Origin of the sequence: Chryseobacterium mulctrae (assembly GCF_006175945.1) — a bacterium.
Lineage (GTDB): Bacteria > Bacteroidota > Bacteroidia > Flavobacteriales > Weeksellaceae > Chryseobacterium > Chryseobacterium mulctrae.
The window spans coordinates 4,558,975-4,573,722 of the sequence record NZ_VAJL01000001.1 but is presented as its reverse complement, the minus strand read 5'-3'; the positions used below and the strand labels follow the sequence as shown (position 1 = coordinate 4,573,722).

Here is a 14,748-nt window from a genome sequence, read left to right as displayed (position 1 = left end):
ATACACAAATGACTAAATTATCTATTTTAATAATTTTTTCTTCGCTGTTGCTATCATGTTCAAAGAATATTTATCAGCAAAAAGAACAATATGTTAAATTCAAAAATACAGGAAGACATATTAGTATTAATCTGAAAATTAATCAATATGATGAAGGAAATTTCTATTTTGATACAGGGTCACCTTGGTTGCTTATAGACAGTACTTTTTATAAAAATCAGAAAATGTCTTTTAATGATTTCTCTGAATCTGAAAATGCAGGCGTTGGGAATAATCCAGTGAAAATGACCAGAATTCTTGATACGGTTGAATTTTCTGTTATTGACAATACATTTTTTTCGAAGTATAATATGATTCATAATTTGAAAAAACCTTTGGGCAAGAATATAGACGGAATTGTAGGATTTTCGAATTTTGGCACCACACCATTTGAAGTTAATTATATCACACAGAAAATTATACTTAACCCTACAATAAATGATAGTTATCAGGAAGTTGCAATTAAATTTGATGGTTATTTTATGTATCTCCCAATGGAACTAACGCTAAACGACAACACAACTATAAAGGGAGATTTCTTAATTGATACAGGTTCTAAAGAAACAGTCTTAACAAGTGAGCTTGCAAATAATAAAGACATCCTAAATAGTAAAAAAGTAACTTATAGGAATAATGGTGGTGTAAGTGGATTACATATGGGGTATTCTCTGTTTGCTTCAGAAGTAAAATTTGACAAATTCAAACTAACCGACCACCAAATAGATGTAAGTAATGATAGCATTGGAGCACTTTCGAAAAACGAAAATTACATCGGTATTATTGGCAACGATATGTTAGATAATTTTGATATCATCTATCATCCGACTCAGTATAAAATTTGGGTAAAACCAAATGAAAATTTCAACAAACCTACAGATGATTTATACAAATCTTTTATTTTGATTGAAATAGAAAATGTAGATAAAGGCTGGTCTGTTGGCAGTATATATGAAGAAAGTGATGCTTACAAAAAAGGACTACGTCATAACGACGAAATTTTAGAAATCAATAAAAAGTCTGTTAAAAAATTAAATATAGAAAAGTTTGAAAAAAAACTTAAACCTAACCAAAAATTAAAACTCAAAGTTAAACGCCAAAACGAATATTTTGAAATTGATACATATTTAAATATTTTCCTGAAAAGAGATGAGTAAAAGCCGTTGAAAAAGTTATGATTTAAAAAAGCACAAAAGGTTAAATCGATATTCATTGATTCTTTAAGAAACTGTTTATTTATAAACTCTATCACCTTTGTTCGTTTAGTTCCGAACTAATCTCTACATTTGAGAAAATTTTCAATAATGAAAAAAAGTCTAGAAGTAGATGAGAAAATATTTCAGGATGCTGTGAAGTTTTACGGCACTGTTCTCAATCTGCCACCTCTGGCTTCAAAAATTTATTCCTACCTCATTTTCGATTTCGATAAGGTAGGAATTACCTTTGATGAGTTTGTTGAAGTCTTTTCAGCAAGCAAAAGCTCGGTTTCTACCAATCTTAATTTACTTATTAGCTCAGAATTAATTATTGACGTTAATAAAATGGATGAAAGAAAGCGTTATTTTTTTGCCAACGATGATTATAAAAAAATAAGGTTTGAAAAAATTGTTCAAAAAATGCAGGATGAATTAAAACTGTTAGACGATCTAAAAAACTTCAGAAAAACAGAGCATAAAGAAGAAGACGAAAGAATTGAAGTCTACAAAGCTCTTTTAAATAAAAACATAACAAATATTCAGGAATCTCTTAATAAACTATAAAATGACAAACAAGCTTATACTATTTTCTGTAGCAGCATTTTCGTTGACTGCCTGCAAAAAAGAAGCTCCGAAACAGGATGGCCCAAAACCTTTTCCTGTGGTTTCGGTAGAGAATAAAAATATAGTAGGGTACGACACTTTCCCTGCAAGTATTGAAGGTAGAGTTAATAATGATGTCAGAGCAAAAATTCAGGGTTATATTACCCAGGTTTTGGTAGATGAAGGTCAGTATGTAACTAAAGGACAGCCCTTGTTCCGTCTTGAAACTAACATTTTAACGGAAAATGCCGCTGCTTCAAAAGCAGGAATTGGCGCAGCCGAATCTAATATCGCTGCTGCTCAAGCTCAGGTAAATGCGGCTAATGTAGAAGTAAATAAACTGAAACCTCTTGTTCAGAAAAACATTATTAGTAATGTTCAGTTACAGACTGCTCAGGCAAATTTAGTTCAGGCTCAAGCTGGTTTACAACAGGCAATTGCTGCTAAAAGACAAGCCGTTGCTAATTATAAAGGAGTAGAAGCAAACATTGATTATTCAGTGATTCGGGCTCCTATTTCAGGGGTTATTGGTAAGCTTCCTTTAAAAGTGGGAAGTTTGGTTGGTCCTACAGATCAGGTTGCTTTAACTACAATTTCAGATACTTCAGAGATATTCGCTTATTTTTCAATGAATGAAAAAGCGTATTTCGATTTCTTAGAAAAATCTGTAGGAGCAAATGTTCCAGAGAAAATAAAAAACCTTCCGATGGTTGAACTTCAGTTGGCAAACGGAAGTATTTATCCTGAAAAAGGAAGAATTGAGGCTATTACAGGTTCTTTAGATCCTACAACAGGAACTATTCAATTTAGAGTTTCGTTTAAGAATGCTCAAAAACTTTTGAGTAACGGAAATAGCGGAACCATCAGATTCCCTAAACATTATGACAATGTTTTAGTCGTACCGGAAAGCGCAACTTACGAACAGCAAGGAATTGTTTACGTATATAAAGTTGAAAAAGATACAGCACGAAATACAGTTGTTGAAGTCATTGAAAGAATAGACAATTTAGCTTTAATAAAATCTGGGGTTAAAAAAGGTGAAGTAATTATTGCAGCCGGAACAGGAAATGTGAAGCCAGGTACAGCGGTAAAACCTAAAAAAATCAGCATGGATAGTCTCGTTCAATCAGTAAAACCGAAATTCTAATGATAAAGAACTTTATTAACAGACCGGTTTTATCCACTGTAATCTCCATTATCATCGTTATTCTCGGTGTTTTGGGACTTACAGCACTTCCGGTTACACAATATCCCGATATTGCTCCGGCAACGGTGAGTGTGAGAGCCAATTATACGGGAGCCAATGCTGAAACCGTAATGAAGAGTGTGGTTGTTCCTTTAGAAGAACAAATCAATGGGGTTGAAGGGATGGATTATATTACTTCAACAGCAGGAAATGATGGTTCAGCTCAGATTCAGGTATTTTTTAAACAGGGAATAGATGCAGATATTGCTGCGGTAAACGTTCAGAACCGTGTTTCAAGAGCAAGCCCGCTACTTCCAAGTGAAGTTACGCGTGCGGGTGTTGTAACTCAGAAGCAACAAACGAGTGCGTTGATGTATCTTTCTTTTTATTCAGAAAATAAAAATATTGATGATGTATATCTTCAAAACTTTTTGAATATAAACGTAATTCCTAATCTACAAAGGATTAATGGAGTAGGTGAAGCTAACGTTTTTGGTGGAAAAAATTACTCGATGAGAGTATGGCTTGATCCGGCAAAATTGGCAGCTTACGGAATTACACCAACTGAAGTTACCAATGCAATTAATGATCAGAGTAGAGAAGCTGCAGCAGGATCTTTAGGACAAAACAGCGGAAGTTCTTTTGAATATATCATTAAATATGTAGGAAAGTTCAGTGAAAAGGAACAATACGATGACATTATCATCAAATCTCTTCCAGACGGACAGAATTTAATGCTGAAAGATGTTGCTAAAGTAGAACTGGGCGGATTATCTTACAGCGGAGTCGGTGAAAACGGAGATTATCCATCAATCAGTATGGGAGTATTTCAAACTCCGGGATCTAATGCTCAGGAGATTATCGAAAACATCAAAAAACAGCTTAAAGAAAATGAAAGTTCTTATCCTGAAGGAGTAAAATATACCTTCAACTTTGATACCAACGAATTCCTAGATGCATCTATCGAAAAAGTAATTCATACTTTGATCGAAGCATTTATCTTGGTATTTATTGTAGTTTATATTTTCTTACAGGATTTCAGATCAACATTGATTCCGGCGATCGCGGTTCCGGTATCGATTGTGGGAACGTTTTTCTTCTTGAATCTTTTTGGATATTCATTAAACCTATTAACGCTTTTCGCTTTAGTTTTAGCAATTGGTATTGTGGTAGATGATGCGATTGTCGTCGTCGAAGCAGTTCACGCTAAAATGGAGCATGGAATTTCTAATGCTAAAAAGGCAACAGTAGAAGCAATGGACGAAATTACAGGTGCGATTATTTCAATTACATTGGTAATGGCGGCGGTATTTATTCCTGTTACATTTATTACCGGTCCTACCGGAGTATTTTATCAACAGTTTGGGATTACCTTAATTATTGCGATCATCATTTCGGCGGTAAACGCATTAACGTTAAGTCCGGTTTTATGTTCATTATTCTTAAAACCTCACGAAGATCATCACGAAGATTATAAAAATAAAAACTTCATTCAGAAATTCTTCTATAAATTTAATATCGGTTTCAAAACAGCAACTGAGCGTTATGGAAGAGGATTTAATTTTTTAATTAAACATAAATGGGTGACTTTAGTAATTCTTGTCGTTACCGGAGGAATTATCTATTGGGCAAATGGAAGCATGAAAAAAGGTTTCGTACCAACAGAAGATAGAGGGATTATCTTTACAGATGTACAGCTTCCTCCGGGAGCATCTATGGAAAGAACCTATAATGTTCTGAAAACTTTACAGAAAAATGCATTGCAGATTCCTGGAATTCAGAATGTAACTATTTCTACAGGTAGAGGATTATTATCCGGAAACGGAAGTAATAACGGTCTTGCCTTTGTTAAGCTTAAACCTTTTGATGAAAGAAAAGGGGATGGATTATCATCTGAAGAAATCACAAAGAGATTATTTGGTCTTGCAGGAAAAGTTCCTGATGCTAAAGTTGTTTTCTTCCAGCCTCCAAGTGTACCGGGTTTTGGTAGTAGTGCAGGTTTTGAGATGGTACTTTTAGATAAATCGGGAGGTGATTTTGCTCAGCTTGACGCTAAAACCAATGAGTTTATTGGAAACCTGATGCAAAGACCGGAAATTGAATTTGCTCAGACTTCATTTAACACAAAATATCCTCAGTATCTAATGGAGATCAATGTTCCGTTAGCTAAACAAAAAGGAGTTTCTGTAAATGATATTTTGTCTACCATGCAAGGATACGTCGGTGGAATTTACAGTGCTGACTTTACCAAATACGGAAAACAATTCAGAGTAATGATTCAGGCTCTTCCTGAAAACAGAGTAAATGCTGAAAATCTTAATCAATATTATATTAAGACAAGCTCTGGAGAGATGTCACCTATTTCACAATTTGTAACATTGACGAAATCTTATGGACCACAATCTGTTGGACGTTACAACTTATTTACTTCAGTAAAAATTACAGGAGCAAACAAGGCTGGCTACAGTTCGGGAGATGCAATTACTGCGGTTCAGGCGGTAGCTAAAGAAACACTTGATCAAAATTACGATGTTGAGTTTACAGGTCTTACAAGAGAAGAATTAAATTCAGGATCTCAGACTTTATTGATTTTTGCTTTGAGTTTGGTTTTTGTTTATTTCATTCTTTCTGCTCAGTACGAAAGTTACATTCTTCCTTTAGTTGTGGTAATTTCACTTCCTCTTGGGGTAATGGGAGCTTATTTCGGACAGAAAATAATGGGCTTGGAAAACAATATTTACTTCCAGATTGCATTGATTATGTTGGTCGGTTTGTTGGCGAAAAATGCGATTTTGATTATCGAATTTGCTGTTCAGAGAAGACATCATGGCGAAACGATTGTAGAGTCTGCCGTAAATGCAGCGAAAGCGAGATTGAGACCAATTTTGATGACTTCATTGGCATTTATCTTCGGTTTATTACCATTGGTTTTAGCAAGCGGAATTGGTGCGGTTGGTAACCGATCAATTGCAACAGGTGCATCGATTGGATTATTGATCGGTACCATTATGGGAGTATTTGTGATTCCGGTTTTATATGTGATTTTCCAGACTTTACAGGAAAAAATAAAACCGATTAAGCACGAAGAAATGAACTTAGCTGAATAAGAAATCTTTAAGATTTAAATAATGAAAAATTTATCAATAATAATAAAAGGAACTGCTTTTTCAGTTGTCACGTTCGCTGTTTTATCATCTTGTATGGTAAGAAAAGAGTACGAAAGACCTGCAGCTGCAGTTGACGAAAAACTATTCCGTACCGATATGCTGCCTCAAGACAGTACAAGTATTGCGAATGTTTCCTGGAAAGAGATCTTCACAGATCCTATTCTTCAGGGGCACATCACAAAAGCTTTGGAAAACAATCTTGATGTAAGAATTGCAGTACAGAGTATTACTTCTGCAGAAGCTTATTTAAAACAGGCAAAAGCAGCTTACGAACCTACTTTATCAATAGGCCCGAACTACACTTTTCAGACACAGTCGATCAACACACAGTTTGGTCAGATCATCGGAGAGAGACGTTATGTCAATCAGTTTGATATTACAGCAACAATCGGTTGGGAAGCAGATTTGTGGGGAAAAATGAAGTCTCAGCAAAAAGCTCAGTTAGCAACTTATTTGGGAACTTTAGCAGCTCATAAAGCTGTGAAAAGTGACCTGGTTGCATCCATTGCTTCTGCTTATTTCCAGTTGTTGACTTATGATGATCAGAAAAGAATCATTGAGGAAACAATTAAAGTAAGAGAAAATAATTTAGAAACTACAAAAGCATTAAAAGACGCTGGAACATTGACTGAAGTTGCAGTTCAGCAAAGTCAGGCGTTGGTTTATAATGCTAAATCTTTATTGATCGACATTGATACTCAAATTCAACTTTTGGAAAATACGATGAGCTTATTGATGGGTGAATCATCACAAACCATTGCAAGATCCTCTTTAAAATCACAGTCATTACCGGAGAGTTTAGCTTTAGGATATCCTGCAAGTTTGCTGTCAAATCGCCCGGATGTGATGCAGGCAGAATTTAATTTGATGAATGCTTTCGAGTTGACCAATGTTGCCAAAGCTCAGTTTTATCCAACCTTAAAACTAACAGGAAGCGGTGGAGTACAGTCGGTAGATATCGATCATTTGTTTAGTGTAAACTCTCTTTTTGCAAATGTTGTAGCTGGTTTGGCACAACCTATTTTAAACAAGAGACAGATCAAAACCAATTACGATGTAAGTTTAGCCAACAAAGAAACAGCTTATCTTAATTTCAGAAAGTCTATTCTGACTGCAGGAAAAGAAGTTTCAGATGCGATAAGAGTATTTTCGGTTCAGGATTCTTTTATAGATTTAAAGAAAAAAGAGCTTGATTCTTATAAAAAATCGGTTGATTATTCTCAGGAACTGGTCAACTACGGTATGGCAAATTACCTTGAAGTTTTAAATGCAAGTGTAAACTCATTGAACGCCGAGCTTAATATTTCAAATGCAGAATACAGTAAAATGAAAGCTGCAGTAGATTTATACCAAGCTTTAGGCGGCGGATGGAAATAACGGAAAGTTAGTTATTATATATTCAAATCTTGTTAAGACGTGTGCTGGAAACAGTGCACGTCTTTTTATTTTAAATTGCAAACAATTGATTTTCTATATTTTAAAATTATATTTTAATTTTTTATTGCATATACGTAGCTAACTACGTAGTTTTGTACATAAATTAAATCATATGTTAGAAATTAAACTTGTAAACAATACTTATTCAAAAGAAATAATAGACTTGGTTCTGAATATTCAGCAAAAAGAATTTAATGTTCCCATTACAATAGAAGATCAGCCGGATCTTATGCAAATTGCAGATTTTTATTTTGCCAATGGCGGAAGTTTTTGGGGAGCTTTCATAAACGGTGAGCTTGTAGGAACCATTGCTTTGGTTAAATTTGATGAAAAAGCAGCGGCAATTCGAAAAATGTTTGTGAAAAAAGAATTCAGAGGAAAAGAACATGGTATCGCTCAGAAACTATTAGAAACCCTGATTGCTTATTGCCAGAAAAACGGAATAGAAGAAGTATATTTAGGAACAGTATCGATACTGAAAGCAGCATTGCGTTTTTACGAACGAAATCACTTCGAAGTCATTGAAAAAGAATTGCTTCCTTCAAAATTTCCTTTAATGAATGCCGATAATGTATTTTGTTTTCTTAATCTAAAATCATAGTTTATGAATGTCATCAATGAATCCGGAACTTTAGCTTTATCTACAAGATTACAACGTCTCAGCGAGCAATTGCGTAAAGAGGGAGCCTTAGTTTATAAAGAATTTGGAATAGATTTCGAACCCAAATGGTTTCCGGTAATCTTTACATTACATCACAAAAATACACTCAGCGTTGTAGAAATTGCCAATGAAATAGGATATACACATCCTTCCACAATCAGCCTTTTAAGAGAACTTGAAAGGCAACAAATGATTATATCTAAAAAAGATAAAACAGATGAACGCAAACGCTTAATTGAATTGGCACCAAAAGGCATTGAATTGATAGAAAAAATGAAACCAGCATGGGAAATCATCTCCAAAGTATTGGAAGAAATAGCAGATAATGAGAATCATTTACTAAAAGCAATTAATGAAGCAGAAGAAAAAATCGCCAAACAGTCTTTTTTACAAAGAGTTTTACACTTAAAAAACAGCCAATAAATAATGATAATTAATTGATTGTCTTAAATTTAATTCATAATATCATTCAAAAATAGTTTGCAAATAAAAGAAAGTTTTAATAAAAAGTTTGCGTATGTGTTTTAAATAGCTACTTTTGTACGGCTTCCGAAAAAATGGGGGATTAGCTCATCTGGCTAGAGCGCAACACTGGCAGTGTTGAGGTGATCGGTTCGAGTCCGATATTCTCCACTTCTATCATGAAAAAACCTTCCGAATTGGAAGGTTTTTTTATTTATTCAAATCCAAATCTTTGTGGTTATTAGATTGCTCAAATCTAAACGTTAGGCTAACCAATCGTTTATGATTCCAGTCACATTCCGAAAATCTTAAGCTTTTTTAATTAAATTACCTTTAAATAGAGTTTTTATCACGTTAAAAAAAATAATAGTTATGAAAAATAATATTTTACAATAAATTTACTTCAAACCGTTAAAAATTATCTCCTGTAAAATATTAAACTATAAAATTAAATTGATATATTTGCCCAATTCTAAAAATATAGAGATAGTGTTAATTTTAAAAACTATCCTGAATTTTTCAGACTATTTTTAAGAATAAATTGAATAAATAAACTTATTTCATAAACTATTGTAACCTATGAAGAAACTATTTTTACTTTTATTGACTATTTTTTCATTAATTGGATGTACTGCAGATGACGAAACCCTTGTTGATTATGTAGGAACTTGGTCTGGAACTTACGAAGGAACCGAAAAAGGTCTTTGGAAATTCGTAGTTGCCACCGACGGAAAAGTTACCGGAACAATGTATAATGAAACGAGTAATGAAAACTATAATATTTCAGGATTTCTAGACAGATCTGGTCAATTAACTGCTGAATTGGTTATACCTGCAGACGGACAGTTTAACGGAACATTAAACGTTGAAGAAAAAGGTAGCGGAAATTGGGTAAATGAATCGCCAACTCCTGCAAGAAGCGGATCTTGGTCTGGACAAAAAAATAAATAGATAAAACTATTATAAATTAAAATCGGCTGCAAACTCTGTTTGCAGCCGATTTTTTTATTTTAAACAAATCCCATTTGTACAATTTGAGAAGCTTTCTTTATGGCTACAAAATGAATCACATCATCTTCTTCCGAAAAATGGTTTTTAAAAATCAATTCAGTTTGATTACGTAGTTTTATTTCTTCTTCGAAAGATTCAGTAAGATAGTTTTCAAAATCTATTTTTATACTGACGATTGCTACTTCATCAGCAACAATTTTCTTATCTAAATGTAAACTTCTATCCCACAACCCCAGTAAAATATAAGTATTCTGATTAAAATTAGGAATATTTCCAAACTGAAATTGCTGGAGTATATTTCGGCCTTCATTAGTTTTTAAACCCGTTTTTACAGATCTTTTTCCTTTTTCATGTTCTACATCCCAATCTTTAATATTGGTCATTACTTTTGCAAACCGTTGATAGAGTAGGCCTTCATTCGCCAATTCAATATATTTTGAAATGCACAAACGGATTATTTTTCCAATTTTTGAGCAATGACCAAATTCAAAACTGTTTTGTCTTACTTTTTCATAAGTCGGACTTTTCTTATAGGCAGCTTTATTGAATCCGCTTTTTTTACGCACCACATTTTTACCATTCAGATTATAAAAAACCAAATCACCAACCGCTCCGTTGAGCCTAATGAAACTTTCGTAAGTCGCCATAATTTTAAAATAGCTTCAAATATAACCATAAATTTTAACATTTTTTTAAAAATTGTAATATAATTAATATATACTTGTAGTATAGTTATAAAATAGTTATTGTATAATTAAGAAAAATAATTTATATTTGTATTGTATTAATAAATTGATTTTCAAATGAATATGGAAATGCGTTTTTCGGAAATTAAATTATATAAAAATCTTGCTGTTTTAGCGATAGCTTCTACAATTATTGTCTCTTGCGGAAGCTCTAAAAACGTTTCTTCTTCTAAGAAAAGTCCTTCAAAAAATGTTGCAAAATCTGAAAATCTGAGAAAATTAGATTCTTCTTTTGACAGAAAGATTTCAGGTTCTATAAAAAGTCTTTTAAAAGATGCTGAAACTTATTTAGGAACTCCGTATAAATTTGGTGGGAATACTTCTTCAGGTTTTGACTGTTCCGGATTTACCGTGAAAGTTTTTCAGGATAACAATTTCAGTTTACCAAGAAGATCTTCAGATCAGGCAGATGCAGGAAAATCGATTGATATTAAAACAGTAAAACCAGGAGATCTTCTGTTTTTTGCCACTTCAGGCGGAAGTCGTGTTTCGCACGTAGGAATAGTTCACACTATTGAAAATGATGGCGAAATAAAATTTATTCATGCTTCAACTTCTAAAGGAGTGATTATCTCTTCTTTAAACGAGAAATACTGGAACAAAGCCTATCTTCACGCTCAAAGAGTTTTATAATTAAATTAAAACTTTGCAATAGAATTGCATTTAACGGAACTCTACATTTGTCAAAAATTAATAATTATGACAGATTTTATCAGAGTTTTCATTCCTCTATTTTTTATCATTTTCTTTATGACCGCTTTTTTTGGAACAAGTTTTATCGTTTCAAAAAGAATAGGGAAAAATCCGAATGTTTTGCCAAAAGATGATTCCGCTTACGGACTAATTGGGAGATATTTTAAATATTCCTTGTTCCTTATTTTTATTTACACCGTTTTACTTTTCATTTTTCCTGAAGATATTTTCAGCAGTTTTAAAATCAATTTACCCAAAGAAATTATATTTAAATATATAGGAGTTGCCTTGTTGATTTTAAGTTTGATATGGATTCTTATCGCTCAGTTTCAAATGAAAAATTCTTGGCGAATAGGAATTGATGAAGATGTGAAAACAGAATTAATCACAACCGGACTTTTCAATTATTCGAGAAACCCTATTTTTCTTGGAATTTTAGTAAGTTTAATAGGTTTTTTTTTCACATTACCTACCTTAGTTTCGCTAAGCTTTTTCCTGATTACTTATATTCTGATTCAGACCCAGATCAGATTGGAAGAAGAATTTTTATTAAACCAACACGATAAAATTTATCTCCGGTACAAAGCCAAAGTAAGAAGATTTTTATAGAAATATTTAATTAAATTTTAATCACTTAGATCTATTCTAAATCATCACTTTTGCCCAACTTTTTTGTATATTTGGCAGTGATTTTTTAAAACAAATTTTATACATTATTATGTCATTACAACAAACTATTGAAAATATTTGGGACAACAGAGATTTATTGCAGAATGAAGACAGCCAAAAGGCGATTAGAGAGGTTATTTCTTTGGTTGACAAAGGAGAACTTCGTACAGCTGAGCCTACAGAAAACGGATGGCAGGTAAATGAATGGGTAAAGAAAGCTGTCGTAATGTATTTCCCGATCCAAAAAATGGAAACTATTGAAGTAGGTCCGTTTGAATTTCATGATAAAATGCCTTTGAAGAGAAATTATGCTGAAAAAGGTGTAAGAGTTGTACCACATGCAATTGCAAGAGAAGGAGCTTATATTGCTTCTGGTGTTATTTTGATGCCTTCTTATGTAAATATTGGCGCTTATGTAGATTCAGGTACAATGGTTGATACTTGGGCAACAGTGGGAAGCTGTGCACAGATTGGTAAAAACGTTCACTTGAGTGGTGGTGTTGGTATCGGTGGTGTTTTAGAACCGCTTCAGGCTGCTCCGGTAATTATTGAAGATGACTGTTTTATCGGTTCTAGATGTATCGTTGTAGAAGGAGTTCACGTTGAAAAAGAAGCTGTTTTGGGTGCAAATGTTGTATTGACGGCTTCTACAAAAATTATTGATGTTACAGGAGATACTCCAATCGAAATAAAAGGTAGAGTTCCTGCCCGTTCAGTTGTAATTCCTGGAAGTTATACGAAGCAGTATCCTGCAGGAGAATATCAGGTTCCTTGTGCTTTGATCATTGGTCAGAGAAAAGAATCAACAGACAAGAAAACCTCTCTTAATGATGCTTTAAGAGAAAATAACGTAGCTGTTTAAATCTTTGCAAAATGGCAATTCCTAAACAAATTTTTCAGACGTTTAAAACCGATAAGCTTCCTTGGCTTACGAAGTTTCATATCAAAAGAATGCTCAAAAAAAACCCTGAGTATGAATATCATTTTTATGATGATAACAGAATTCAGACTTTTTTTAAAGACGAGTTTCCACCTGAATACTTGAAAGCTTACAACAGACTGACGATAGGAGCTGCCAAAGCAGATTTTTTCAGATATGCCATTCTTTATAAAAAAGGTGGCGTTTATCTAGATGTAGACAGCGGAATCAACAAGCCGATCAAAAAGTTTATTCGTGAAGACGATGTAGCTTTGGTGACGGATGAAATTCCACACACATATTATGTACAATGGGGTCTTGCATATGCTGCAGGACACCCATTTTTACAGAGAACCTTGGAGATGATCTTAGATAATATCAAAAACAATCCATATCCTCATAATGTACACAAAACAACCGGACCAACCGTTTATACAGACGCAGTTAAAGCCTGTTTAAAAGAAGATCCAACTATTCCGCATCGATTTATGGGACCGCATTATGACAATAATATGCAGTTTAAATATAAGCTGGGGAAATTCTTCCTTTACAGTGATAAATCTGAACACTGGAAGAGAAAACAGCTTACCCAAAACATTATAAAACCTGAGAATGAAGATAGCATTTGATGCCAAACGTTTTTTTCATAATACTTCAGGATTAGGGAATTACTCGAGAGATTTAGTCAGAATTTTGTCTAAATATTATCCTGAAAATCAATACTTACTACTCAATAAAAATAAATCGGAAAGAGGTTCCGATATTTTAGAAAGCTCCAATGTTACCTTTGTAGAAACCTCTAAAGGAACTATGTCTCGACAGTTTAAAATGGGAAAAGATGCACAAAAAGAAAATGCGGATATATTCCATGGATTATCGGGCGAGTTACCTTTAAAATGGGACAAAAAACCCATCAAAAAAATAGTCACCATTCACGATTTGATATTCGTAAGATATCCTCAATATTATTCTTTTTTTGACAGAAAAATCCATCTTTGGAAATTCAAAAAAGCAGCAAATACGGCTGATAAAATCATTGCCATTTCAGAACAGACCAAAAGAGATATTATTCAATATCTGAAAGTTCCGGAAAGCAAAATTGAAGTCATTTATCAAGGTTGTCACAAAGCTTTTAAAGAGCAACAATCTGAAGAATTTATTCAGAAAACTAAAGAGAAATTCAATCTTCCAGAACGGTTTATTTTAAATGTTGGAACGATTGAAGAGCGTAAAAATCTTTTCAATATTGTTAAAGCAATAAAAGACACAACAATTCCTTTGGTAGTTGTTGGGAAGAAAACAAAGTATTTTCAAAAAATAAAGCATTTTATTGAGAAAAATAAAATAGAAAATCAGATTCATTTTTTAGAAAATGTTTCAATGGATGAGTTAGCTGTCATTTATAAATCTGCTGATATTTTTGTTTATCCAAGTTTTTTTGAAGGCTTTGGAATTCCCGTGATTGAAGCCTTATTTTCAAAAACAGTTACCATTACAAGCAATACAAGTTGTCTTCCTGAAGCAGGAGGTTCAGATTCTGTTTATATCGATCCCGAAAATTATCTGGATATTCAATCAAAAATAAAATTTTTATGGGATAGCGAATCTGAAAGAAAACGCCGTTCTGATAAAGGTTTTGAGTTCGTCCAGAAGTTCAATGACGAACCCATTGCTCATCAACTGATGGATCTCTATCAAAAAATTATTTCGTAAAATTCTTGCGGGATTAAAAATTAGTCCTACATTTGTACCACAAAATTTCAACAATGAAACCGAATTTTTTAACAGTACATCATTATTATCATCATCTCTGCTAGACGGAATTGTTGATCTATGACTATGTTAAAAATCAAAATAATTAAAAACCGTCTGAGTAAACAGACGGTTTTTTTGTTTCTAAATTCTTCCCGGGCAATTTATTTCAATTAATCATTTTCGTTTACTCAGATTTAAAATAATAAA

Annotated in this window: 14 protein-coding genes and 1 tRNA gene; 14 read left to right on the top strand and 1 reads right to left on the bottom strand. The window is 33.2% G+C overall.

Annotation, left to right across the window (positions count from 1 at the left end; translation table 11 throughout):
* Window positions 1-8 precede the first annotated feature (8 nt).
* The 9 genes from FDY99_RS21395 (at window position 9) to FDY99_RS21355 (ending at window position 9,699) form a co-directional block, all read left to right on the top strand.
* The gene (locus FDY99_RS21395; protein ID WP_139423645.1) at window positions 9-1,193 is read left to right on the top strand and encodes an aspartyl protease family protein; all 1,185 of its coding nucleotides are present in this window, start codon (window positions 9-11) and stop codon (window positions 1,191-1,193) included.
* A gap of 147 nt (window positions 1,194-1,340) precedes the next feature.
* Window positions 1,341-1,796 carry a GbsR/MarR family transcriptional regulator gene (locus FDY99_RS21390; protein WP_139423644.1) on the top strand — a complete coding sequence of 152 codons (456 nt, stop codon included), beginning with the start codon at window positions 1,341-1,343 and terminating at the stop codon, window positions 1,794-1,796.
* 1 nt (window position 1,797) lies between these two features.
* Window positions 1,798-2,982, top strand: coding sequence for an efflux RND transporter periplasmic adaptor subunit (locus tag FDY99_RS21385; RefSeq protein WP_139423643.1), 1,185 nt, complete (start codon window positions 1,798-1,800; stop codon window positions 2,980-2,982).
* Window positions 2,982-6,128, top strand: a complete 3,147-nt coding sequence (locus tag FDY99_RS21380; RefSeq protein WP_074228672.1) for an efflux RND transporter permease subunit — start codon at window positions 2,982-2,984, stop codon at window positions 6,126-6,128. The genes FDY99_RS21385 and FDY99_RS21380 overlap by 1 nt, the downstream gene beginning before the upstream one ends.
* Window positions 6,129-6,149: 21 nt before the next feature.
* Window positions 6,150-7,565 (top strand): efflux transporter outer membrane subunit, encoded by a 1,416-nt coding sequence (locus tag FDY99_RS21375; RefSeq protein WP_139423642.1) that lies wholly within the window; start codon window positions 6,150-6,152, stop codon window positions 7,563-7,565.
* Window positions 7,566-7,737: 172 nt separating this feature from the next.
* Complete coding sequence (locus FDY99_RS21370; RefSeq protein ID WP_139423641.1) at window positions 7,738-8,226, top strand: GNAT family N-acetyltransferase; 489 nt, start codon at window positions 7,738-7,740, stop codon at window positions 8,224-8,226.
* Window positions 8,227-8,229: 3 nt separating this feature from the next.
* The gene (locus FDY99_RS21365; RefSeq protein WP_139423640.1) at window positions 8,230-8,709 is read left to right on the top strand and encodes a MarR family winged helix-turn-helix transcriptional regulator; all 480 of its coding nucleotides are present in this window, start codon (window positions 8,230-8,232) and stop codon (window positions 8,707-8,709) included.
* A 136-nt stretch (window positions 8,710-8,845) separates the two neighbouring features.
* A tRNA-Ala gene (locus FDY99_RS21360) sits at window positions 8,846-8,919 on the top strand.
* A gap of 408 nt (window positions 8,920-9,327) precedes the next feature.
* Window positions 9,328-9,699: a hypothetical protein gene (locus tag FDY99_RS21355; RefSeq protein WP_139423639.1), complete on the top strand. Its 372-nt coding sequence runs from the start codon at window positions 9,328-9,330 to the stop codon at window positions 9,697-9,699.
* 59 nt (window positions 9,700-9,758) lie between these two features.
* On the opposite strand, the gene FDY99_RS21350 is transcribed toward FDY99_RS21355, so the two are convergent.
* Window positions 9,759-10,406: a hypothetical protein gene (locus tag FDY99_RS21350; protein ID WP_139423638.1), complete on the bottom strand. Its 648-nt coding sequence runs from the start codon at window positions 10,404-10,406 to the stop codon at window positions 9,759-9,761.
* 156 nt (window positions 10,407-10,562) lie between these two features.
* Between FDY99_RS21350 and FDY99_RS21345 the strand changes: the two genes are divergently transcribed.
* The 5 genes from FDY99_RS21345 (at window position 10,563) to FDY99_RS21325 (ending at window position 14,499) form a co-directional block, all read left to right on the top strand.
* A complete protein-coding gene (locus FDY99_RS21345) occupies window positions 10,563-11,138 on the top strand; it encodes a C40 family peptidase (protein ID WP_394344547.1) in 576 nt (191 codons plus the stop codon).
* 66 nt (window positions 11,139-11,204) lie between these two features.
* Window positions 11,205-11,807 carry a methyltransferase family protein gene (locus tag FDY99_RS21340; protein WP_139423637.1) on the top strand — a complete coding sequence of 201 codons (603 nt, stop codon included), beginning with the start codon at window positions 11,205-11,207 and terminating at the stop codon, window positions 11,805-11,807.
* 109 nt (window positions 11,808-11,916) lie between these two features.
* Entirely contained in the window at window positions 11,917-12,729 is an 813-nt protein-coding gene (locus FDY99_RS21335; RefSeq protein ID WP_139423636.1) for a 2,3,4,5-tetrahydropyridine-2,6-dicarboxylate N-succinyltransferase, read from the top strand.
* Between the two features lie 11 nt (window positions 12,730-12,740).
* Window positions 12,741-13,415: a glycosyltransferase family 32 protein gene (locus FDY99_RS21330; protein ID WP_074228688.1), complete on the top strand. Its 675-nt coding sequence runs from the start codon at window positions 12,741-12,743 to the stop codon at window positions 13,413-13,415.
* The gene (locus tag FDY99_RS21325; RefSeq protein ID WP_139423635.1) at window positions 13,399-14,499 is read left to right on the top strand and encodes a glycosyltransferase family 4 protein; all 1,101 of its coding nucleotides are present in this window, start codon (window positions 13,399-13,401) and stop codon (window positions 14,497-14,499) included. Before FDY99_RS21330 ends, FDY99_RS21325 begins: the two co-directional genes overlap by 17 nt.
* The last annotated feature ends 249 nt before the right edge of the window (window positions 14,500-14,748 follow it).